At 69.0% G+C, this 21,629-nt stretch carries 22 protein-coding genes, 1 tRNA gene and 1 pseudogene; 10 read left to right on the top strand and 14 right to left on the bottom strand.

Translation table 11 applies throughout. The features are described 5' to 3' along the window. Positions 1-326 precede the first annotated feature (326 nt). A tRNA-Leu gene (locus HZS55_RS17760) sits at positions 327-411 on the bottom strand. 222 nt (positions 412-633) lie between these two features. Here HZS55_RS17760 and HZS55_RS17755 point away from each other — a divergent pair. From HZS55_RS17755 to HZS55_RS17745, 3 genes are all read left to right on the top strand, one after another. Then, the gene (locus HZS55_RS17755; RefSeq protein ID WP_179908904.1) at positions 634-1,131 is read left to right on the top strand and encodes a helix-turn-helix domain-containing protein; all 498 of its coding nucleotides are present in this window, start codon (positions 634-636) and stop codon (positions 1,129-1,131) included. A 103-nt stretch (positions 1,132-1,234) separates the two neighbouring features. After that, the gene (locus HZS55_RS17750; protein ID WP_179908903.1) at positions 1,235-2,371 is read left to right on the top strand and encodes an acyl-CoA dehydrogenase family protein; all 1,137 of its coding nucleotides are present in this window, start codon (positions 1,235-1,237) and stop codon (positions 2,369-2,371) included. 91 nt (positions 2,372-2,462) lie between these two features. Beyond that, a complete protein-coding gene (locus HZS55_RS17745; RefSeq protein ID WP_179908902.1) occupies positions 2,463-2,990 on the top strand; it encodes an HAD family hydrolase in 528 nt (175 codons plus the stop codon). Positions 2,991-2,997: 7 nt separating this feature from the next. Here HZS55_RS17745 and HZS55_RS17740 read toward each other — a convergent pair whose 3' ends face one another. Together HZS55_RS17740 and HZS55_RS17735 are read right to left on the bottom strand one after the other, a co-directional pair. Next, complete coding sequence (locus HZS55_RS17740; RefSeq protein WP_179908901.1) at positions 2,998-3,231, bottom strand: DUF5822 domain-containing protein; 234 nt, start codon at positions 3,229-3,231, stop codon at positions 2,998-3,000. Positions 3,232-3,308: 77 nt separating this feature from the next. Continuing rightward, positions 3,309-4,094: an alpha/beta fold hydrolase gene (locus tag HZS55_RS17735; RefSeq protein ID WP_179908900.1), complete on the bottom strand. Its 786-nt coding sequence runs from the start codon at positions 4,092-4,094 to the stop codon at positions 3,309-3,311. Positions 4,095-4,274: 180 nt separating this feature from the next. Here HZS55_RS17735 and HZS55_RS17730 point away from each other — a divergent pair, with 180 nt between their 5' ends. The 5 genes from HZS55_RS17730 (at position 4,275) to HZS55_RS17710 (ending at position 9,051) form a co-directional block, all read left to right on the top strand. Then, positions 4,275-4,505, top strand: coding sequence for a DUF7127 family protein (locus HZS55_RS17730; protein ID WP_179908899.1), 231 nt, complete (start codon positions 4,275-4,277; stop codon positions 4,503-4,505). Continuing rightward, positions 4,502-6,772 (top strand): CDC48 family AAA ATPase, encoded by a 2,271-nt coding sequence (locus HZS55_RS17725; RefSeq protein WP_179908898.1) that lies wholly within the window; start codon positions 4,502-4,504, stop codon positions 6,770-6,772. The genes HZS55_RS17730 and HZS55_RS17725 overlap by 4 nt, the downstream gene beginning before the upstream one ends. Before the next feature lie 152 nt (positions 6,773-6,924). Further along, positions 6,925-7,077, top strand: a complete 153-nt coding sequence (locus HZS55_RS17720) for a rubrerythrin-like domain-containing protein (RefSeq protein ID WP_179908897.1) — start codon at positions 6,925-6,927, stop codon at positions 7,075-7,077. A gap of 11 nt (positions 7,078-7,088) precedes the next feature. Then, positions 7,089-8,387, top strand: coding sequence for a glutamate dehydrogenase GdhB (gdhB, locus tag HZS55_RS17715; RefSeq protein WP_179908896.1), 1,299 nt, complete (start codon positions 7,089-7,091; stop codon positions 8,385-8,387). A 109-nt stretch (positions 8,388-8,496) separates the two neighbouring features. After that, on the top strand, positions 8,497-9,051 hold the full coding sequence (locus tag HZS55_RS17710; RefSeq protein ID WP_179908895.1) for a DUF420 domain-containing protein: 555 nt from the start codon (positions 8,497-8,499) through the stop codon (positions 9,049-9,051). Position 9,052: 1 nt separating this feature from the next. Here the strand turns inward: HZS55_RS17710 and HZS55_RS17705 are convergent, their stop codons facing one another. Further along, entirely contained in the window at positions 9,053-9,775 is a 723-nt protein-coding gene (locus HZS55_RS17705) for an alpha/beta hydrolase (protein ID WP_179908894.1), read from the bottom strand. A gap of 64 nt (positions 9,776-9,839) precedes the next feature. After that, positions 9,840-10,973: a Gfo/Idh/MocA family protein gene (locus HZS55_RS17700; protein WP_179908893.1), complete on the bottom strand. Its 1,134-nt coding sequence runs from the start codon at positions 10,971-10,973 to the stop codon at positions 9,840-9,842. Positions 10,974-11,174: 201 nt separating this feature from the next. Here HZS55_RS17700 and HZS55_RS17695 point away from each other — a divergent pair, with 201 nt between their 5' ends. After that, on the top strand, positions 11,175-11,816 hold the full coding sequence (locus HZS55_RS17695) for a hypothetical protein (RefSeq protein ID WP_179908892.1): 642 nt from the start codon (positions 11,175-11,177) through the stop codon (positions 11,814-11,816). A 142-nt stretch (positions 11,817-11,958) separates the two neighbouring features. Here the strand turns inward: HZS55_RS17695 and HZS55_RS17690 are convergent, their stop codons facing one another. The 5 genes from HZS55_RS17690 to HZS55_RS17670 all read right to left on the bottom strand — a co-directional run bounded on the left by HZS55_RS17690 (position 11,959) and on the right by HZS55_RS17670 (position 16,676). Further along, on the bottom strand, positions 11,959-13,782 hold the full coding sequence (locus tag HZS55_RS17690; protein ID WP_179908891.1) for an FAD-binding protein: 1,824 nt from the start codon (positions 13,780-13,782) through the stop codon (positions 11,959-11,961). 2 nt (positions 13,783-13,784) lie between these two features. Beyond that, the gene (locus tag HZS55_RS17685) at positions 13,785-14,675 is read right to left on the bottom strand and encodes a succinate dehydrogenase/fumarate reductase iron-sulfur subunit (RefSeq protein ID WP_179908890.1); all 891 of its coding nucleotides are present in this window, start codon (positions 14,673-14,675) and stop codon (positions 13,785-13,787) included. Continuing rightward, the gene (locus HZS55_RS17680) at positions 14,672-15,037 is read right to left on the bottom strand and encodes a succinate dehydrogenase hydrophobic membrane anchor subunit (protein ID WP_179908889.1); all 366 of its coding nucleotides are present in this window, start codon (positions 15,035-15,037) and stop codon (positions 14,672-14,674) included. Before HZS55_RS17680 ends, HZS55_RS17685 begins: the two co-directional genes overlap by 4 nt. Before the next feature lie 3 nt (positions 15,038-15,040). Beyond that, the gene (sdhC, locus tag HZS55_RS17675; RefSeq protein WP_179908888.1) at positions 15,041-15,430 is read right to left on the bottom strand and encodes a succinate dehydrogenase, cytochrome b556 subunit; all 390 of its coding nucleotides are present in this window, start codon (positions 15,428-15,430) and stop codon (positions 15,041-15,043) included. Between the two features lie 199 nt (positions 15,431-15,629). Next, positions 15,630-16,676: a succinylglutamate desuccinylase/aspartoacylase family protein gene (locus HZS55_RS17670; RefSeq protein WP_179908887.1), complete on the bottom strand. Its 1,047-nt coding sequence runs from the start codon at positions 16,674-16,676 to the stop codon at positions 15,630-15,632. Positions 16,677-16,843: 167 nt separating this feature from the next. On the opposite strand from HZS55_RS17670, the gene HZS55_RS17665 reads away from it, so the two are divergent. Continuing rightward, complete coding sequence (locus HZS55_RS17665) at positions 16,844-18,187, top strand: putative ATP-dependent zinc protease (protein ID WP_179908886.1); 1,344 nt, start codon at positions 16,844-16,846, stop codon at positions 18,185-18,187. Between the two features lie 21 nt (positions 18,188-18,208). On the opposite strand, the gene HZS55_RS17660 is transcribed toward HZS55_RS17665, so the two are convergent. From HZS55_RS17660 to HZS55_RS17645, 4 genes and pseudogenes are all read right to left on the bottom strand, one after another. Then, positions 18,209-18,535: a hypothetical protein gene (locus HZS55_RS17660; RefSeq protein ID WP_179908885.1), complete on the bottom strand. Its 327-nt coding sequence runs from the start codon at positions 18,533-18,535 to the stop codon at positions 18,209-18,211. Between the two features lie 3 nt (positions 18,536-18,538). Beyond that, positions 18,539-19,117: a DNA-3-methyladenine glycosylase family protein gene (locus tag HZS55_RS17655; RefSeq protein ID WP_179908884.1), complete on the bottom strand. Its 579-nt coding sequence runs from the start codon at positions 19,115-19,117 to the stop codon at positions 18,539-18,541. Positions 19,118-19,375: 258 nt separating this feature from the next. Further along, positions 19,376-19,876, bottom strand: a pseudogene (gene cysE / locus HZS55_RS17650) (serine O-acetyltransferase); the annotation flags it as partial. 508 nt (positions 19,877-20,384) lie between these two features. Beyond that, positions 20,385-21,542 carry an acyl-CoA dehydrogenase family protein gene (locus HZS55_RS17645; RefSeq protein WP_179908882.1) on the bottom strand — a complete coding sequence of 386 codons (1,158 nt, stop codon included), beginning with the start codon at positions 21,540-21,542 and terminating at the stop codon, positions 20,385-20,387. Positions 21,543-21,629 lie beyond the last annotated feature (87 nt).

Below are 21,629 nucleotides of genomic sequence, written 5' to 3'. Positions count from 1 at the left end.
AGCCGTCGCTCGGTGAGCGCTTCGGCCTATAGTAGAATTTGAAAGCGTTTGCACGGTCGACCGCACGACAGCGTGCGGTCATCCGAGCGATGGCTTTCAAATTCTACTATAACGCTCCCGCGGGCGCAGTTCCGATGGGCCGGATTCGCTTCGCTCACCGGCCCATCGACGTCACGCTCGCTGCGGGATGCACCTACACTGTCGTCCACAGCGTACGAACTATCGCGAGAACTGCGGCTCGTCGGTTTGCTTCGGTCGGAAGTTTGCGTGGGTGCAGTCCCTGAGGGATGCACCTGCACTGTCGTCCGCCGTGGGCGGACTGGTAGTGCGTGGGACCGGATTTGAACCGGCGGACCCCTACGGGACAGCGCCCTCAACGCTGCGCCGTTGGCCTGGCTTGGCTACCCACGCACTCGTCTGCTCTTGCGGTTTTCCGCATTCGTTCATTCCCGAGGGGCATTAAAATCACTGTCGGTTTCGCCGCTCAGTGGGGGTCGACCGCACGGGCCGCTGGGATCCGGCCGACCGGGCTCGACCGGGGGCGGTCCGGCGCGACGCTTCGGGCGGTCTGTCAGGTCATCCCGACGAGGGAAAACGGGCCATTCAAATAGGGGGGCTCCACTACCCCCCAGCATGGCCAAGTACTCGACCGGTGGCGCCGGCTCCAGCGCCAGCGACAGTTGCGAACTCTGCGGCGCGGAGAACGTGGATCTGCAGACCGCGAGCGTTGCGGGGGCGACGCTCAGCGTCTGCTCGGAGTGCGCCCAGCACGACGAGACGCCGAGCCGGGGGTCCGACGACGGCGACGATGGCAGCGACCGGAAGCGACAGGCGGCACAGAACGCGGCGCGCATGCAGGACGCCGCGCAGGCCGACGCCTCTCACTGGGAGGACGGCGCCGACTACGACGACGACCAGCTCCCGTACCTCGTCGGCGACTACGGGGAGGTCCTCGTCGAAGCCCGCCAGGACGCCGGGCTACAGACGGCCGAGCTCGCCGAGGCCGTCGGCGCCGACGAGTCGGACGTGCTGGCCGTCGAACAGGGCCGAGCGACCCAGGCGAACGTCGGCGGCTCGCTCATCGGCGCTCTGGAAGCGGAGCTGGACGTTCGGCTGGTCGACGGGGAGTAAGGTCGCTCCACACCACCGGTCCCTTCGGGGCACTACGTCGGTCGGTCGGAGCGGGGCTCCGCCGGCCGCGCAATTTTTGCCGCCGCTGTTCCAATAGCGTCCCATGGAACTATCGGCGACGCAGACGGCGATCCGCGAGGCGGTTCGGGAGTTCGCCGAGTCGGAGATCCGGCCGGTCGCGGCCGAGGCGGACCGCGAGAGCGAGTTCCCCGAGGACGTGTGGGACGGGCTGGCCGACCTGGACCTGACGGGGTTGACCGTGCCCGAGGCGTACGACGGGTTCGACGCCGACCGGCTGACCTACGCGGTCGTCAACGAAGCGGTCGCCTACGGGTCGCTGGCCGTCGCGACGGCGCTGTCGGTCCACTGCCTCGCCACCTCTTGCATCGCGGAGTTCGGCGACGAGTCGGTCCGCGAGGAGTGGCTGCCGGAGATGGTCGACGGCCGCCCCGTCGGCGCGTTCGCGCTCTCGGAACCGGAGGCCGGCTCGAACCCCGCCGAGATGTCGACGGTCGCCCGGGCGGTCGACGGCGGCGACGCGTACGTCCTCGACGGCGAGAAACAGTGGATCACCAACGGCGAGCGCGCCGGCGTCTACGTCGTCTTCGCCAAGACCGACGCCGAGGACCCCGAGTCGGTGACGCAGTTCCTCGTCCCGACCGAGGCCGACGGGCTGGCGGTCGGTCCGAAGGAGGACAAACTCGGCCTACGAGCGAGCGACACGACGGGCCTGGTCTTCGACGGCGTCGAGGTCCCGGCGCGCTACCGGCTGACCGAGCCCGGTCGCGGGCTGGCGGCGGCGTTCTCGATCCTGACCGGCGGGCGGATCGGCATCGCGGCCCAGTCGGTCGGGCTGGCCCAAGCCGCCCTGGACGAGGCGGTCGCGTACGCCGGCGAGCGCGAGCAGTTCGACCGGCCGATCGCCGACATCCAGTCGATCCGCCACAAGCTGGCGGACATGGAGACGGACGTACGGGCCGCGCGGGCGCTGACGCACGAGGCCGCGGCCGCCCAGGACCGCGGGGAGCGCGCCCGCACGGCCGCGAGCGTCGCGAAGTACTTCGCGAGCGAGGCGGCGGTGGACGTGACGAACGAGGCCGTCCAGATCCACGGCGGCTACGGCTACACGTCGGAGTTCCCGGTCGAGCGGCTCTACCGCGACGCGAAGGTGACGACTATCTACGAGGGGACCAGCCAGATCCAGCAGAACATCGTGGCCCGGGACCTGCTTGGGGGGTAGCCGCCGCCGTCCGTATCCCGCCCGTCGGAGGTACCGCGACGGCCGGTCCCCGGTCGACACGCATTTGCTGGCTCGATCCCTACCGTGGATCGTGACGGAGTACGACGCCATCGTCTACGACCTGGACGGGACGCTGGTCCGCCTCGACGTGGACTGGGGGGCGGTCGCCGAGCGGTGCGCGGCGATCCTGCGAGCGCGCGGCCACGACGTGTCGGACGCGGACATCTGGGAGATGCGCGAACTCGCGGCGGCCGACGGCCTGCTCGACCGCGTCGACGACGCCATCTCGGAGTTCGAGCGCGACGGCGCCCGGAGCGCCCGGCGGCTCGCCCTCGCCGACGAGCTACCCCACTCGGTCCCGGTGGGCGTCTGTTCGCTCAACTGCGCGGCGGCCTGTCGGATCGCGTTGGAACTCCACGGCATCGACCGGCATATCGACGCGGTCGTCGGCCGCGACTCCCACGAGACGGTCAAGCCCGACCCCGAACCGCTGGCCCACGCCGTGGACCTGCTGGGGGCCGAGCCCGACGCGGCGCTGTTCGTCGGTGACTCGGACTCGGACAGGGAAGCCGCCCGCGCCGCCGGGCTCGACTTCCAGTGGGTCGAGGACCGCGTCTGAGTCGTTCTCACCCGTTGGCCCGGCGCTCGTAGAGATAGACGGACAGGGCAGTGACGATCCAGACGACGGCGCCCACGCGGACGGCGAACAGCGCGCGTTCGGTCCACGTCGTCAGCTCGACGGCGAGCGAGAGCATCGCCACCAGCGGCGCTCCCGCGACGATCGTGGCGACGAAGGTGAGCTGCATGACCCGTCCGTAGTCGACGCCGTCCGGGTCCGTTCGCTCGACGCGCGCCGGCATGTACGAGCCTTTCGGCGACGCCGTCTTGAGTCCCCTGTTTTCGCCCGGGGTCGGCTCCCGGCCTTCGACCCGGCGCCTCAGCCGCCGAGCCCGTCGAGGAACCGACCGACCGCGCGGCCGAACGCTTCCGGTCGTTCGACCATCGCGAGGTGGGCGGCGTCGGGAATTTCGACGTACTCGCAGTCCGGCAGTTCCTCGGCGAGGAACTCGTGGTACGAGGGTGGGGTCAACGAGTCGCGCTCGCCGACGACGGCCAGCGCGGGGGCGTCGACCTCGCCGAGGCGCTCGCGAACGTCGAAGGCGTGGCAGGTCAGGAAGTCCCGGCGGGTGACCGCCCGGCCGGTGGCCCGCATCTGGGACCTCGACCGGTCGAGCGTCCGCTCGTCGGCGTCGTGGAACAGTCGGTTCTCCCCGTGGAGGAAGTCGACGGCGCGGTCGAAGTCCCCGGCGAGCCACTCCCGCAGGCCCCCGTCGACTGCGAGTTTCGCGCCGGTACCGGCCAGCACGAGCGCTCCGGGGTCGAACTCCGTGTCGAGCGCGACGCGGAGGGCGACGGCACCGCCCAGGGAGTTGCCGACCAGCGCGTCCGCGCCGGTCTCCTCGGCGACGGCGATCACGTCTCGTGCGTACGCGTCGAGGGTCTCGGGGCCGGGGTCGGTGGCCACGTCCGCCGAGTCGCCGTGGCCGCTCAGATCGAGGGCGGCGGCGGGGCGAGCGGGGCCGTCGGGTCCGTACTGGGCGGCCCACAGACGATGGGTCGCACCGCTACCGTGGACGTACAGTACCGCCGCGCCGGCCTCCGAACTCGGATCGCCGGCGGTCCGATAGGCCGTCTCCCGGCCGTGGTGGCGAACCGTCTCCATACCGACCGTTGGGCCGCCCTCACCAAAGCCCCGGTGGCCGCCTGACGGTCGTGCGCCGGGCCGACCTCCTAGAGCGCTGTCAGTGTGAACCGCAATTCCACCGATCGGGGGGAAACCCACCCCGTATGGGGGTAATTCACCGATAGATTTATATACTTATCGCGCTAACTATGAGTTAGTATGACCGGAACCCAACAGCTGGCCGACGACGTCGGCCTGCGGCGCTACGAGTACGACGACGAGGAGACGGTGCTGGCGGCGGACTTCGGTCCGGGCCGGGACGCGTCGGTCGACGTGCTCGACGACGCGGTCATCGTCGTCGTCGACGGCGAGCAGTACGACCTGGAGCTTTCGGATGACGCGCGAGCGTTTATCCGCAACGGCGTCCTCACCATCGAGGTGGACGCATGAGACTCACTGTCAAACCCCTCAAGCAGAAGGACGCGGGGCGCGGACTCGCCGCGATCGACCGTGCGGCGATGTCGGAGCTCGACCTGGAGAACGGCGACTACATCGTCATCGAGGGCGGCGAGAGTACCCGCGCGGTCGCGCGGGTCTGGCCGGGCTACCCCGAGGACGAGGGCCGCGGCGTCATCCGCATCGACGGGCGGCTCCGCCAGGAGGCCGACGTGGGCATCGACGACAACGTCGACGTCGAGAAGGCCGACGTGAAGCCGGCGACCAGCGTCAGCGTCGCCCTCCCGCAGAACCTCCGGGTTCGCGGCAACGTCGGCCCGATGATCCGCAACAACCTCAGCGGCCAGGCCATCACCGAGGGCCAGACCGTGCCCGTCAGCTTCGGGCTCGGCCCGCTCTCGTCGATGAGCGGCCAGAAGATCCCGCTGAAGATCGCCGGCACCGAACCCACCGGGACCGTCGTCGTGACGGACTCCACGGAGGTCGACGTGGCCGAGAAGCCCGCCGAGCAGATCACCGGCGAAACCCCCGGCGCGCCCGAAGGCGGCGCGCCCGACATCACCTACGAGGACATCGGGGGCCTGGACGACGAGCTCGAACAGGTCCGCGAGATGATCGAGTTGCCGATGCGCCACCCCGAGCTGTTCGAGACGCTCGGCATCGAGCCGCCGAAGGGCGTGCTCCTGCACGGCCCGCCCGGCACCGGGAAGACGCTCATGGCGAAGGCCGTCGCCAACGAGATCGACGCGTACTTCACCGACATCTCCGGCCCGGAGATCATGTCGAAGTACTACGGGGAGTCCGAAGAGCAGCTCCGCGAGATCTTCGACGAGGCCGAGGAGAACTCCCCCGCCATCGTCTTCATCGACGAGATCGACTCCATCGCGCCCAAGCGGGGCGAGACCCAGGGCGACGTGGAGCGCCGCGTCGTCGCGCAACTGCTCTCGCTGATGGACGGCCTCGAATCGCGCGGGCAGGTCATCGTCATCGGCGCCACGAACCGCGTCGACGCGGTCGACCCGGCGCTGCGCAGGGGCGGTCGCTTCGACCGCGAGATCGAGATCGGCGTCCCGGACAAGAACGGTCGCAAGGAGATCCTGCAGGTCCACACCCGCGGGATGCCCCTCGTCGACGGCATCGACCTGGAGCAGTACGCCGAGAGCACGCACGGCTTCGTCGGCGCGGATCTGGAGTCGCTCGCCAAGGAGTCGGCGATGAACGCGCTGCGGCGCATCCGCCCCGAACTCGACCTCGAATCGGACGAGATCGACGCCGAGGTGCTCGAACACCTGGAAGTCACGGAAGACGACTTCAAGCAGGCGCTGAAGGGGATCGAACCCTCGGCCCTGCGCGAGGTGTTCGTCGAGGTGCCCGACGTGACCTGGGACCAGGTCGGCGGGCTCGAAGACACCAAAGAGCGCTTGCGTGAGACGATCCAGTGGCCGCTGGACTACCCCGAGGTGTTCGAGGCCATGGACATGCAGGCCGCCAAGGGCGTGCTGATGTACGGTCCGCCCGGCACGGGGAAGACCTTGCTCGCCAAGGCCATCGCCAACGAGGCCCAGTCGAACTTCATCTCGATCAAGGGCCCCGAACTGCTGAACAAGTTCGTCGGCGAATCGGAGAAGGGCGTCCGCGAGGTCTTCGAGAAGGCTCGCTCGAACGCACCGACCGTCGTCTTCTTCGACGAGATCGACTCTATCGCCGGCGAACGCGGCGGCAACACCACCGATTCGGGCGTCGGCGAACGGGTCGTCTCCCAGCTGCTGACCGAGCTGGACGGGCTGGAGGAGCTGGAGGACGTGGTCGTCATCGCGACGACGAACCGTCCGGACCTCATCGACAGCGCGCTGCTGCGACCGGGTCGCCTCGACAGGCACGTCCACGTGCCCGTCCCGGACGAGGAGGCCCGCCGGAAGATCTTCGAGGTCCACACCCGCGACAAGCCGCTCGCCGAGGGCGTCGACCTGGACGACCTGGCGGCCCGCACGGACGGCTACGTCGGCGCCGACATCGAGGCGGTCACCCGCGAGGCGTCGATGGCCGCGACCCGCGAGTTCCTCGCGAGCGTCGACCCCGAGGACATCGGTGACTCCGTCGGCAACGTGAAGGTCACGATGGAGCACTTCGAGCACGCGCTCGGCGAGGTCGGCCCCAGCGTCGACGCGGACACTCGCGAGCAGTACGAGGAGATCGAAGAGCGCTTCGACACCGCCGAGGCCGAGACCGGCACCGACGAACTCGGACGCACCTTCCAGTGAAACCGCGGACGAACTGACCGCTCGCGTTCGCGGCGGCATTTTTTCGCGCACTCGCCGGCAGCGAGCGACGGCACCGTGCGCTATGCGTATTAATATGTGTTAATATACTCTAAATACTTAATACTATATTAGTCCGCGCCGTGGTCCCTAACGTGCCCCACCATCAGGACATCGCCGACGACGCGGCGTCGAGGTCGACCTACGAGTGTCTCGTCTGCGGGAAGATCGTGAAAGCCGAGACCCATCCGGGCGACTGCCCGGACTGCGACGGCGAGTTCCAGAACCGCGCGATGTCGCTGGAGTGAGCGGTCCCCCCATGTCTTCCGACACAACCGACCAGCCGACAGTCGACAGTATCGAGGCGCCCGAAGACGAACCGGAGTCGGCGCTGGCGACGGCCCGCCGCCAGCTACGGAGAGCGGCCTCGCTGGTCGACGTGGACCCGAACGTCGTCACGCGCTTTCTCCACCCGGACGCGGTCCACGAGGTGACCGTCCCGATCGAGCGCGACGACGGGAGCGTCGAGGTGTTCCGCGGCTACCGCGCCCAGCACGACAGCGTCCGCGGGCCGTACAAGGGCGGGATACGGTTCCACCCGGAGGTCTCCCGCGAGGAGTCGATCGGCCTCGCCATGTGGATGACCTGGAAGTGCGCGGTGATGGACATCCCTTTCGGCGGTGCGAAAGGCGGCGTCGTCGTCGACCCCAAGGACCTGAGCGACGACGAACGCGAGCGGCTCACCCGCCGATTCACCGACGAGATCCGCGACGTCATCGGGCCGACGGCGGACATCCCCGCGCCGGACATGGGGACCGACGCCGAGACCATGTCGTGGATGATGGACGCCTACAGCATGCAGGAGGCCGAGACCATCCCGGGCGTCGTCACCGGGAAGCCGCCGGTCATCGGCGGGAGCGAGGGCCGCGCGGAAGCGCCCGGGCGGAGCGTCGCCATCGTGACCCGCGAGGTCGCCGAGTACTACGACACGCCGCTCTCGGAGGCGACCGTCGCCGTTCAGGGGTTCGGGAGCGTCGGCGCGAACGCCGCGCGTCTGCTCGACGACTGGGGCGCGACCGTCGTCGCCGTCAGCGACGTGACCGGCGCCGCCTACGACCCCGACGGCCTCGACACCCGCTCGATCCCCTCTCACGAGGAGCAGCCGGAGGCGGTCGCGGCCCACGCCGACCGCACCGTCACGAACGACGAACTGCTGGGGCTCGACGTGGACGTGCTCGTCCCCGCGGCGGTCGGCAACGCGATCACCGAGGCCAACGTCTCCGAGGTCCGCGCCGACGTCGTCGTCGAGGGCGCGAACGGCCCGGTGTCGTTCGCCGCGGACGAGGTCCTCGCCGACCGGGGCGTCCCGGTGATCCCGGACATCCTCGCGAACGCCGGCGGCGTCACGGTCAGCTACTTCGAGTGGCTGCAGGACATCAACCGCCGCTCGTGGTCCGCCGAGCGCGTCAACGAGGAACTGGAGACCGAGATGCTCGCCGCGTTCGAGGCCGTCGCCGAGGAGTTCGAGTCGAGCGACGGCACCTGGCGCGACGCCGCCTACGCGGTCGCGCTCTCGCGGATCGCCGAGGCCCACGAGGCCCGCGGGCTCTGGCCCTGACCGCCTGCGGTCGCCGGCGCCGGCGGTCGGCGTTCCCGCGGTCGCGGGTCGCGGCGCCGGCGGCCGCGAAGCGCAACTGCATTGACGCTCCGGTCCCGAGCCTCGACCGATGAACGTCAGCGAGCACGTCCCTGCGGTCTCGGGTGTCCTCTCGGTCGTCGCGCTCGCGCTCGTGTTCGCGGCGGCGCTGCAGGCCATCCCCCAGAGCCTCCTGCCGCGAGCGCCCGACGCCGTGTTGGCGGCCATCCCGCACGTCAACGCCGTCGTGAGCGCGACGGCGATCGGGACCATCGTCGTCGGCGTCCGGGCGATCCGCCGCGGCGACGTGGCGCGCCACCGCGCGGCGATGCTGTCGACGACCGGCCTGTTCGCCCTCTTCCTCGTCGCGTACCTCTACCGCGTCGCCCTGCTGGGACCGAGCGACTTCTCCGGACCGCCGCTGGTCGAAGGCGTGATCTATCCGGGGATCCTCGCCGTCCACATCGTCCTCGCCGTCGTCTGCGTCCCGCTGGTCATCTACGTCCTCCTGCTGGCGCTCACGCGTTCGGTCCCGGAGCTACGGGAGACGCGCCACCCGACCGTCGGCCGCGTCGCGGCGGCGCTGTGGCTGATCTCCTTTACCCTGGGCATCGTCGTCTACCTCATGCTGTACGTGCTGTTCTGAGTCACTCGGCGGTCGACTCGGGACCGACTCGAACCGGTCCCGCCAGGGCGTCGGGCCCCTCCTCGAGCACGGCCAGGATCCACTCGACGGCCCGGTCGCGCGACGACGACGAAAAACACTCGTGGCCGCCGTCGTAGAGGACCGTCCGCTCGGCTGGGGCGTGTTCGCCGATGGCGTCGACGCCGACCACGCTATCGCGGAGCGAGCAGAAGACCACGCTGTCCGCTCGGAACGGGGGCAGTCGCGACTGCGCGTCGGCGACCGTCCGCAGGAACGCCGGGGCGATCCGGTCGGGCCCCTCCCGGCGCTGGCGTTCCGTCGCGAGGTCGCCGAGGGCACCCTCCTCGAAGGGGACCGGGACGACCGGGCGGTCGGTGGGCAGCGCGGCGACGAGGCGCCCGAGGAGCCCCGCGTCGGCCATCCCCCACCAGGGGCTCAGATAGGTCCGCGGCGCCGGCGAGTCGAGGTGTGCGGCGACCAGGCCGCCGGTGCTGTGCGAGAGTATCCGGTCGGGCTCGGTCGCGTCGTGGTGTCGCCGGGTCGGGCGGACGTACTCGGCGTCGAAGTCGCTGCCGTGGTCGGGGATCTGCCCCACGTCGACGGTGTAGCCGGCGTCGACCAGTTCGTCGACCAGCCAGCGCACGTTCTCGTGGTGCGTGCGGTTTCCCCACCCGAGGACGAACAGGACGCGCTCGTCGCCGTCGCCGAACTCCGTGAACTGCATGGACGGGGACTGCGCAAGGGGGCCACAAAAAGGCGCCCCCGGTCGGGTGGGCGCTTCGCCGGACTCAGTCGTCGGTCGCTTCGTCGGCCCCCGCACCGTCGTCGCGCTCGGGGACGTATTCGAGTTCGCCGCGCTCGACGAGGTCCGCGAAGGCGTTGTCCTCCGCGTCCAGCGGGAACTCGACGCGGCCGCGCTTGCGGGCGGACTCGTAGGCGCCGAAGATGATCTCGGCGGTCTTCAGCCCGTTCTTCGCGCCGAGTTCGGACTCCCGACCCTCCGCCAGCGCGTCGACGACCTCGCCCGCCGCGCGGTCGATGTACTCGCTGCCGTACTGTCGACCCTCGGCGTTGGCGCCGTGGAGGTCCTCGCCGTCCACGTCGACGGCCTGCCACGACCCGTCGCCGGCGCGGCGGATCTCCAGCATGTTGCCCGTCTCGCTGTCGATGCGGATCTCGCCCTCGGTCCCGCGGATCACGTGGGCGGCGTCGGCGAAGTCGCTGCCCTTCCCGCCCGAGATGACGCCCTGGACGCCGGTCTCGTACTCCCAGAGCGCCCACGCCTGATTCTCCTGGTGCATCCCGAAGCGCACGTCTTCCTCGCGGTAGTCGATCTGGGCGATGACCCACTCGGGCTCGGCCTCGCCGGCGAACATGCCGGTCAGGTCGATCGTGTGGGCGCCGGTGTCGTACAGGTCGCTCCACGTGGTCTCGATCCGGCGGAGCTCGCCGATCTCCCCGCCGTCGACCAGCCGTTTCGCCTCCCTGAACGGCTTCCCGAACCGTCGCTGACGGTTGAAGGTCAGCTGCACGTCGCGACGCCAGCAGGCCTGTGCCATCCGCCGGGCCGACCCCCAGGTGTGTGCCATCGGCTTCTCGGCGTGGATCGCCGAGACGACGCCGCTACGGGCGCAGTCGACGACCACGTCCTCGTGGATCGCCGGCGGGACCGCGACGGTCACGACGTCGGGCTCGACGGCGTCGAGCATCGCCTCGTAGTCCTCGAAGACGTTCTCGTCGGGCAGGTCGAACGTCCGGCCGAACGCCTCGGCGTTCTCCGGGACGATGTCCGCGCAGGCGACGACCTCGCAGCGGTCGTCGTTTTCGAACGACTCGGCGTGGCGGTAGCCCATCGCGAACCCCTCGACGGTCGGGTTCTCCGGGTCTGGCCCCGTTCCGACGACGGCGACGGTGTACGTCATGCTATCACCCAGCGAGAACGGGCAAAAACCACTTTCGGTCGCTCTCCTTCCCGGAAATCGACGTGTAGTCCGGTAGCGATCGATTCGCGAGTACGCGCTCGATCCGGCGTTCGCTCCCGTCGACCGTTCGGTTCTACCAAACGGCTTGGAAAAGATATATGACTCACTTCTCACCAATATACAAACAGTCGAGCTATCGACATGCCAATGATAACTGTCGACGGGTCAGAACTTGAGTACGAGCGACAGGCGAAGAACAGATCGGAGAGCGTCTTCGAGGCGCAACTGGTCGTCGAGTCGCGGACGGGCGAGCGGTCGGTGCGGTCGTTCGAGATCGACGTGTCCGCGCGCGACGACCTGACGGCCGAGCGGATGGAGACCGCGCTCGGCGAGTGGAAGCAGTCTCACCCCACGCTGACGATCGACCAGGTGGTCGTCGAGGAGACGAAACGGTGCGGGTTCGGCCGTCGCGTCGGCGAGGCCGACGCGGAGGGCGCCGCCGACGCGACGGCCGCGAGCGACGACGGCGGGCGGACACAACCGCTGTACCGCGGCGGTGCGCAGTCGGTTCCGCGCTCGCCCGTCGGGTTCGGCGACGTGTCCGTCGAGCGCGGCGAGGAGGTCACCTTCCACGTGGCCGGTCCCGACTCCTCGGTCTACGGTACCAGCAGCGGGACCGTCACCGGCGTCAAGACCGGTACGGAGGACTACAACGTCCTCATCATCGAGACCGACTCGGGGACCAAGCGCGTCCGCGAGGACTGGGTCGTCGACGAGAGCGACGACGAAGCGGACGAATCCGGGTCCACCGACGAGGCCGACGCAGACGGCGACGAGTCCTAAACGGCGAGCGGTCGCGGTTTTTCCGGCGGTTCTCACGGTAGCGTAGCAGCCGCGAGTGCGCCGGGAGCGCGAGCGCTCCGCCCTCTCGTCGGCGCCGCTCGCGAAGGCCAACGAGGAAACCCGCCCGCGAGAAAGACGGTCTCTAGTAGCTACGTTCCTTCGGCTCGTACTCTTTCTCGCCTTCGAGGAGGACGGGTTTGTAGTACAGCCGGGGGTTGCCGTCCGACCAGGCGAGCATGGTGTGTTTGAGCCACTCGTCGTCCCGGCGCTCCTGGTACTGCTCGCGCCAGTGGGCGCCGCGGAACTCCTCGCGAGCGAGGGCGCCGACCGTGATGGCCTCCGCGATGTCGATGATGTTGCGGGTCTCCATCGTGTGCATCAGGTCGGTGTTGTACGTGCGCGAGGGGTCCGAGGCGGCGACGTGGCGGTAACGCTCTCGGGCCTCGCGGATGTCCCCGAGAGCGTCCTTGAGGTTCTCCTCGCGGCGGAAGACGTTGACGTTGGCCGTCATCGTCTGCTGGATGTCGTCGCGGACCTGCGCGTGGTTGACGCCCTCGTCTTCGAGGAGGTGGTCGACCCGTTCCTGCTGGCGCTGGACCTCGCTCTCGACGACGGTCCCAGCGTCGACCGCGGCGCCGTCGGCGGCGACGGACTCGCTGCCGGCGTCGACCGCTCCGACATCGACGCCGTCGGGGATCTCACCGGCTTCGCTCTCGGCGCTGGGTCCGGTCTGGATCTCCGCCTCCTTCATGTCGCCGCCGGCGGCGTGCTTGCCGGCGCGGGCGCCGAACACGAGCAGTTCGGGCAGCGCGTTGCCGCCGAGGCGGTTGCCGCCGTGCAGCGAGACGCAGGCCACCTCGCCGGCCGCGTAGAGGCCGTCGATGCAGGTGTGGCCGTTCTCGTCGACCTCGACGCCGCCCATCTGGTAGTGCTGGCCGGGCTTGACCGGCATCGGCTCGTCGAGGCCGTCGACCCCCTCGAAGTCCTCCGCGAGGTGGAGGATGTTCTCCAGGCGGTCGAGGATGCGCTCCTCGCCGAGGTGGCGCATGTCGAGGTGGACGTACTCGTCCTCGATGCCGCGACCCTCGTTGACCTCGGTGAGTTCCGCCCGCGAGACCACGTCGCGGGAGGCGAGTTCGCCGTCGTTGTTCGCGTAGCCGTACTCGAACATCAGGCGCTCCTCGTTGTCGTTGTAGAGGATGCCGCCCTCGCCGCGGACGCCCTCGGAGATGAGGACGCCGGTCGACGGGAGCGTCGTGGGGTGGAACTGGACGAACTCCATGTCCTCCAGCGGGACGCCGGCGCGGTAGGCCATCGCGTAGCCGTCGCCGGTGTTGGCGACCGCGTTGGTGGTGTGGTCGAACACCTGGCCGGGACCGCCCGTCGCGAGGATGACGCCGTTGGTGGCGCGGTACCCCTGGATCTCGCCGCTGGCGATGTCGTAGGCGACGACGCCGTGACACTCCCGGTCCTCGACGTCGTCGTGGTCGGTCACCGCGAGGTCCAGCACCTGCTGTTCCTCGTAGACGGTGATGCCGCGCTTGACGACCTGCTCGTACATCGTGTGGAGCAGGTGGTGGCCGGTCTCGGCGCCGGCGTAGGTCGTTCGGGGGTGGCTGAGGCCGCCGAACGGCCGCTGGGAGACGGTGCCGTCCTCCTCGCGGGAGAAGGGCATCCCCCAGTGTTCGAGTTGGATGACCTCGTCCGGCGCGTCCTGGGCGAAGGTCTCGACCGCGGGGGCGTCCCCGAGGTAGTCCGAGCCCTTCATCGTGTCGTAGGCGTGCAGTTCCCAGGAGTCCTCGGGGTGGAGGGCGGCGTTGATGCCGCCCTCGGCCGCCCCGGTGTGGCTCCGGACGGGGTGGAGCTTCGTGACCATCGCCACGTCCGCTCCCGCTTCGTGTGCCGCGATCGCCGCGCGCAGGCCTGCGCCGCCCGCGCCGACGACGAGTACGTCGTGTTCGTGCATTGTTACCAGAATTTGAGGTTCGACTTCACCGCTTCGCGTTTCAGTTCCTGAATGTGCTCGGTCAGCGGGATGTCCTTCGGACAGACCTCCGTGCAGGAGAACTGGGTCTGACAGCGCCAGACGCCGTGTTCCTGCTCGATGATCTCCAGGCGGTCCTCCTTCTGGATCTCGCCCTCGCGCTCGTCCATCGCGAACCGGTAGGCCTTGTTGATGGCCGCCGGGCCGAGGTACTCGTTGTCGCCCGCGGCGATGTTACACGAGGACATGCAGGCGCCACACCAGATACACCGCGTCGACATCTTCACTTTCTCGCGGTTTTCGGGGGTCTGGCGCTGTTCCTCGCGTTCGCCCTCGGGTAGCTCGTCGGGCTGGAAGTACGGCTCGACGGCCTCCATCTGCTCGTAGAAGTGCTCCATGTCCACGACCAGGTCCTTCACCACGTCCTGGTGGGGGAGCGGTTCGATGCGGACCGGCCCTTCGAGGTCGGCCATCTGGGTCTTGCAGCCGAGTCGCTGCTGGCCGTTGACGAACAGCGCGTCGGAGCCACAGACCGCCTGCCGGCAGGAGTGGCGGAAGGTCAGCGACGAGTCGTAGTGGTCCCGGGCGTAGATCAGCGCGTCGAGGACGGTCATCCCCTTGAAGAAGGGGACCGAGAAGTCGTCGAAGCGCGGTTCGGACTTGCCCTCGACCTCGGGGTCGTAGCGGAACACCTTGATCCGGACGGTGTCGTCGGCGTCGCGGACCTCCTCGCGGGCCTGCTCCTCGCGCTCGCGGGCCTCGGCGCGGGCCTTCTTCTCGGAGAGTCGCCGGTCCTGTGGCGACTGTTCGGCCTCCTCGGCCGGTTCGGCCTCGGTCTGCTCCTCTGTCTGCTCTTGTTCGATTTGCGTGCTCATAGTAGGTTGGTCATCGCGAGTGCGACGCGGGTTCCCTGAACGATTAGTGCTATGCTCGCCAGCGCCAAAACGGCCCCGACTGCTTTCTTGCGGGTGCCGCTCAGCCCCTGGTTGACCAGCGCGTTGTAGACGCCGTTGACGCCGTGGAACGTCGCGGTGACAAGGAACAGCCACATCGTCGCGAAGTAGCCGACCTGGCTCATCCGCGCCTGGGTGCCGGCGAAGGTGATCTCCGCGGCGTGGTTGACGAAGTGCAGGAGGAAGAAGTGGAAGGCGAGTACGCCGACCAGGAAGACCGCAGTCAGTCGCTGGAAGAGCCACTTGACGCCGCCGCGCTCGAACGATGAGTAGTGCTGTGCCATGCGTTACACCCCCGCGAGGAACGTCGGCACGCTCGCGACGACGATTGCGGCCGTCACGACGAGCGACGCGTAGAAGCTCTTGTCCTGATTTTCGAGTCCGAACCCGAGGTCGACGAACAGCAGCCGAACCCCGTTGAGGATGTGGAAGACGGCCACCGACAGGAGGCCGACCTCCAGCACCCGGACGATCAGCAGTTCTTCCAGTCCCTGGAGCGTGTTCGTGTACAGCACCTCGCCACCCGTCGCGGTGCTCAACACGGCGATATGCGTAAAGAGGTAGCCGACGAGCACCCAGCCGGTGAACTTGTGGAAGATCCAGGCCCACATGCCCGGCTGGAACTCCCGCCACCGGCCGAAATCCTCGACCGCTCCGCGGTCGTACGTTCCGCTCATACAACGGGCGCAATGGTAGCAGGGGCTATAGTAGTTTCTACACTGCCCCGTCTCGGCCGCCGAACACGTTCACACGCGTCCACAGGTCGTCGGGTTCGGTGGTCGTTCCGGGGATTTTCGCCGCCACTACCGATTGACGTACCACTCGGCTGTCAGGGGTCGCGCTCGCGGGCCGGCGACGCCCGCTCGCGCGCGACGGTCACTCCGCGGCGGTCCCCGGGGTCGGGTCCCGAGGCGAGTTCGGCCCGCCGCTGCGGTCGATTGCCTCCAGCGTGTCACCGTCGAGTTTGACGAGGTGACAGAGCGGATTCCCGGGGTAGACGACGGGATTCTCGAGGATCCCGACGAGCAGGCCGGTAAAGGGCGCCTCGACGTGGGTCCGCTCGGTCTTGAACGGGTTGGCGATGGTGCAGATGGTATCGCCCTCGCGGACGACGCCGCCGCGGGCGGCGTGCATGTCGACCAGCCCGCCGGCGTCGGCGCGGATCCACGTCTTGTCGCCGGACCCCTCGACGACCGTCCGCCAGCCCGGCCAGCGCACCCGTTCGGTGGGGAGCAGTCCGAACTCGGCGAGGACGCTCTCGACGCCGACCAGGGCCCGGTCGATGAACTCCCGCTGGAAGCGGTGTGCCTCGCCCATCTCGACGGTGATCGTGGCGGTACCGCGCTCGCTGGCTTCTCGTCTGAGGGTCCCGTCCGGTCCCTGGCCGTCGATGATGACGTTGGAGGCGAACGCCTTCGCGACGCGGGCGACCGCCGGGTCGGCCATGTCGGCGCGGGCGTGGAGCATGTTCGTCCGACCCCGGGTGGAGGTGTGCAGGTCGAGTCCCACGTCGCAGGGTTCGACGAAGTTGTCGAAGATGCGCCGGGCCATCCGCTTGGCGCTGGTCGAGCCGGCCTTGCCGGGGAACGAGCGGTTGAGGTCGCGGTCGTAGACCGGCAGATAGCGTTCCTGGGCGATGAAGCCGGGGACGTTCAGCACGGGGAGACAGATGAGCGTCCCCCGGAGGTCCGAGAGGTCCCACTCGTGGGCCACCTCGCGGACGACCTCGACGCCGTTGAGCTCGTCGCCGTGGGCGGCGGCGCTGAGGAAGGCGGTCGGCCCCGGCTCCTCGCCGACGACGACCGTCACGGGGATCCTGACGGGGTCACCGAGATAGGTCTCGCTGACGGTGTAGCGCACGTTGGCCCGCTCACCCGGGTCGACCCGCCCGCCGTCGTAGGTGAACGGCTCGGCCTCGTCCATACCGTCCCCAGCGTCCGGGGGTTGAAACGTGTGGCGACCCGGGGGCGCGAGGACGCGCGTCGGCGGTGGTCCTCGACCGCCCGAGGTTTTCAGTTTCACCGTCAGATCGCCGCACTGGCCCGATACGGGACCGTTAGTACTTTCGGCCGGCCCGGTGACGTAGCGATATGACGACTTCTGACTCAGTTTCGGTGGGGGTGTTGAGCCTGCACAACAGCAAAGAGACGAAGGCGATCCTCAACGCCGTCGACGCGCTGGGCCACCGTCCCGAGTGGCTGCGCCGCGAGAACACGACGCTGCGCGTGGAGGACTCCGAGCCGGTGCTCGAACCGGACGTGGACGTGATCGCCAACCGACTCCTCCTGTCGAAGTCGACCGAGCCCTGCGAGGAGATGGGGCTGGCAAACACCTTCGAACAGCTCTGTCCGATGCTCAACGAGCCGGCGAAGACGCTCACGTCGATGCACAAGGTGGCCTCGGCGGTCGCGCTCTCCGAGGCCGACGTGCAGGTCCCCGACGCGCTGCTGGCGCTGTCGTCCGACCGGCTGAACCTCGAACGCGAGCAGTTCGGCGAGGAGGCGGTGTACAAGACGGCGATCGGGACCAACGGCGGCGGCACCTGGAAGGTCGACGCGACCGAGCGGGTCAACGCCCGCGTCGGCAACCGCTACGCGTTCCTCCAGAAGCTGCTGGAGCGGGGCGACGTGCCCACTCGCGACCTCCGCGTCTACGTCGTCGGCGGCGAGGTCGTCGGGTCGATGTTCCGCTACGCGCCCGACAACGAGTGGCGGACCAACGTCGCCCTGGGCGGTCGCGTCGAGGACGCCGCCGGCGAGGTCGACGAGGCGGTCATCGACACCGCCAGACAGGCCGTCGAAGCCGTCGGCCTGGACTACGCCGGCGTCGACCTGATGGAAGGATCCGACGGCTGGTACGTCCTCGAAGTCAACCCGACCGCGGGCTTCAAGGGCCTGTTCGAGGCGACCGGGACCAGCCCCGCGCCCTACATCGCCCAGCGGGCCATCGAGCGTGCCGGCGGCAGCGTCGACCGCGAGCGAGTCGAGGAGCTGTCGGGCTTCCTCGACGACTCCGTGCCGGCCTGCAAACCGCCGTCGGTCTCCTCCGGCGCCGCGGACTCGCTGGTCATCGGCTACACGGAGGAGGTGCTGATCAGCGGGACGAAGGGTTCGGAGTCGGTCGTCGCGAAGTCCGACACCGGCGCGACGCGGACGAGCATCGACACGCGGCTGGCGGCGGACATCGGCGCCGGCCCGATCAAGTCGATCACGAAGGTCCGCTCGGGCTCGAACAAGTCCTCCAAGAGCCGACCGCTCGTCGACGTGGTCGTCGGCGTCGGCGGCACCCGTCACACCGTCACCGCCAGCGTCGAGGACCGCAGCCACATGAACTACCCCGTCATCCTCGGCCGCGACATCCTCGGCGACTACCAGGTCGACGTGTCTCGCCAGGCCGACCGCGAGTCCGACCCCGAGATCGAGTCCGAGGAGTAGCCGGTCGGCTCGCCGTCGCTCTCAGTGTTCGCCGCCGTCCGCTATCCCGTCGGCGAGCGACCGCGCCGCCGCGACGCGCTCGTCGGCCGCCTCGTCGCCCGTCCCCTCGACCTTGTCGAGCAGGTCGGCGACGTGGCCGACCCGTTCGCGGACCGTCGACTCGGTCGACTCGTCGGCCACTCCGTCGGCGACCAGATCCGCCGCGTCGCCGGCGACCGCCTGCGCCTCGCCGATCCATCGGCTGGCCGTCCGGTCGACTGGCCGTTCCTCGGTCGCTTCGAGTTCGGCGTGGAGCCGTTCGACGCGCTCGCGGAGTGACCCCTCGTCGTCGGTGGCGCCGTCACCCACGGCTCACCCCTCCACGGCTCGCCAGAGGTAGAGGCTGGCGTAGCTGCGGTAGGGTCGCCAGCGCTCGGCTGTGTCGGTCATCTCGGCGCGAGTCATGTCGTCGTCGAACAGCCGGTCCATCCCCTTGCGGATGCCCAGGTCGCCGACGGGGAACACGTCCTCGCGTCCGAGCCCGAACATGAGGAACATGTCGGCGGTCCACGGGCCGACGCCGTGGATGTCGGTCAGTTCGGCCTCAACGGCGTCGTCGCTCATCCCGGCGAACGCGTCGCGGCCCCACTCGCGAGTGAGAAAGGCGTTCGCGGCGCTCTCGACGTAGTCGGCCTTCGCCTCCGAGAGGCCGGCGTCGTGGAGGTCGGCGTGGTCGGCCTCGACGATGGACTCGGGGGTGACCTCGACCGTCTCGAACAGGCGCTCGCGGATGGCCGCGGCGGCGTCCATCGACACCTGCTGGCGGATCAGCGAGACGACCAGCCGCTCGAAGAGGTCGTCGGCCGGCTCTATCGAGACGGGGCCGTGCTCGTCGACGACCGGCCCGAGCACCTCGTCGGCGGCGAGTTCCTCGATCGGGTCCGCTGTCATCGCCCGGGAGTCGGGGACGGGACGGCATGGGGGTTTCGGAAGTCGTCGTGGCGTCGTGGCGCCGGATCAGCTCGCGCCCGCAGCGCCACAACAGGCCGGCGGCTCGGGCGGCGTCGCCGCCGCCTCGTCGTCGTCGTTCGCGTCGCCATCCGCGTCGTCGGCCGTCGCACTCGCGTCGACATCGGTCGCCACCGGCTCGGGTTCGCGACCCTCGTCCACGGAGTCGGCCGTCTCGGCGGCTTCGGTTTCGTCGCCGTCGACGACCTCGGCGGGGTTCCCGACGACGGTCGCGCCCGGCGGCACGTCGTCGACGACGACGGCCCCCGCACCCACGGACGCGTCGTCGCCGATCGTGATATCGCCCACGAGCGTCGCGTTGGCGCCCAGCGTCACCCGGTCGCCGACGGTCGGGTGGCGTTTCACCGGTCGCGGGTCGTCACCGCCGAGCGTCACGCCGTGGTACATCGCCACGTCGTCACCGACTTCGGCCGTCTCGCCGATGACGACGCCCATCCCGTGGTCGACGAAGACTCGGCGACCGAGGTCCGCACCGGGGTGGATCTCGACGCCGGTCAGAAAGCGGGTGAACTGGGAGACGAGTCGGGCGGCGAAGTGCGAGTCGCGGGTCCACAGCCAGTGGGCCAGCCGGTAGGCCCAGACGGCGTGGAGGCCGGCGTACAGCAGTACTTCAGCGGAGCTTTTGGCGGCGGGGTCGGTCTCCCGGGCTGTGCGAACGTCCTCGCGGAGTCTGTCGAACATTGTGGGTGAACTCGGGTCGTCGGTCCGTCGGATCGCGGGTGTGTCGAACGGGTCGATGCAGACGAGAAAGAGCGGGCGCTCAACAACAGCAACGCCGAACAGTGTTCGACTGGTCGGTGGCCGTGCGACCGGACGAGCGTTCGCGCCCGCAGTGCATGATTCGATGTCGATTGGCCAGCGGCTTAAATTATCCGACCCTCTCTAGGAGTGGAACGGGTCGCCGTTGTCGTACCGATTCGCGCGTCTCACGTCTGCTCGATGACGGTTCCCGCGACCGCACTCGACGGTGAGCGATGAAAGCCCTCCAGGGACCACACCGCGACCGCACGGCACCGCGACCGCACGGCACCGCCCACACACCTCCCCAGCCGATTCGTTCGCTCCCTGCGGTCGCTCACTCATCCCTCGCACGGCTACGCCTCGCGGCCTCACTGTTGTTCGGCACGCTCGACAGCGCGCGCCGCTCAGTTTGTCCGGATCGACCGGAATCTGGAAACCGTCCGAGGGGTCAGACCATCCCCTTGCCGAGTAGTTCCCGAGCGACGATGTTCTTCTGGATCTCGGTGGTGCCCTCGTAGATCTGGGTGATCTTGGCGTCGCGGTAGAACCGCTCGACGTCGAAGTCGTTGACGTAGCCGGCGCCGCCGTGGATCTGGACGGCTTCGTCGGCGACGTCGACGGCGACCCGCGAGGCGTACTCCTTGGCCATCGAGGCGAGCTGGGTGAGCTGGTCGTCGGCGTGGTCGACGCTCCAGGCGGATTTGTAGGTCAGCATCCGCGCGGCCTCGGTCTCGGTGTGCATGTCGGCGAGCTTGTGCTGGATGGCCTGGAACTCGCTGATGGGGCGGTCGAACTGCTCGCGCTCCTGGGCGTAGTCGAGGGCGCGCTCGGCGGCGCCCCTGGCGATGCCGACGCCCTGGGCGGCCACCGCCGTGCGGGTCTCGTCGAAGAACTGCATCAGTTGCAGGAAGCCAGCGCCGCGGGTCCCCAGCAGGTTCTCCTCGGGGACGCGCACGCCGTCGAACAACAGTTCTGCGGTGTCGGAGGCCCGGATCCCGAGCTTTCCGGTGATCTTCTCGGCCTCGAAGCCGTCCCGGTCGGACTCGACGATGATCTGCGAGAAGCCGTTGTACCGGCCCTCGGCGTCGGGGTCGGTCTCGCAGAGCACGACGAAGAAATCACCGACCGAGCCGTTGGTGATCCACATCTTGTCGCCGTCGATCACCCACTCGTCGCCCTCTTTCTCGGCGCTCGTGGAGACCGAGGACACGTCCGAGCCCACGTCGGGTTCGCTGATGGCCGAGCCCATGATGGCCTCGCCCTCGGCGACGGGACGCAGGTACTCCTCTTTTTGCTCCTCGGTGCCGAACTCGACGAGGGCGTCGGCGCCGAACGCGGCCGAGGAGATGGACAGACCGATCCCCGGGTCGGCGGCGAACAGCTCCTCGACGATGACGATGTTGGTCAGGTAGTCGTAGCCGACGCCGCCGTATTCGAGGGGCACGTTGGCCCCGACCAGGCCCAGGTCTGCGGCCTCCTCGACGAGGTCGTGGGGGAACGTCTCCTCGGTGTCGTACTCGGTGGCGACCGGCCGGATCTCGTTGTCGGCGAAGCGACGGACTTCGTCGCGGACCTGCCGTTGCTCGTCTGAGAGTGCGAAGTCCATGCGATCAATGTCACCGTCTAACACACATAACGCTTCGTAATCAACGATCAACTCGCGTAGCGTTTACGGCCGAGAGAAACCTTGAAA

It is taken from the genome of Halosimplex rubrum, assembly GCF_013415885.1.
Lineage (GTDB): Archaea > Halobacteriota > Halobacteria > Halobacteriales > Haloarculaceae > Halosimplex > Halosimplex rubrum.
Note: the sequence above shows the minus strand (reverse complement) of the source record. Positions and strands in the feature narration are given on the sequence as shown.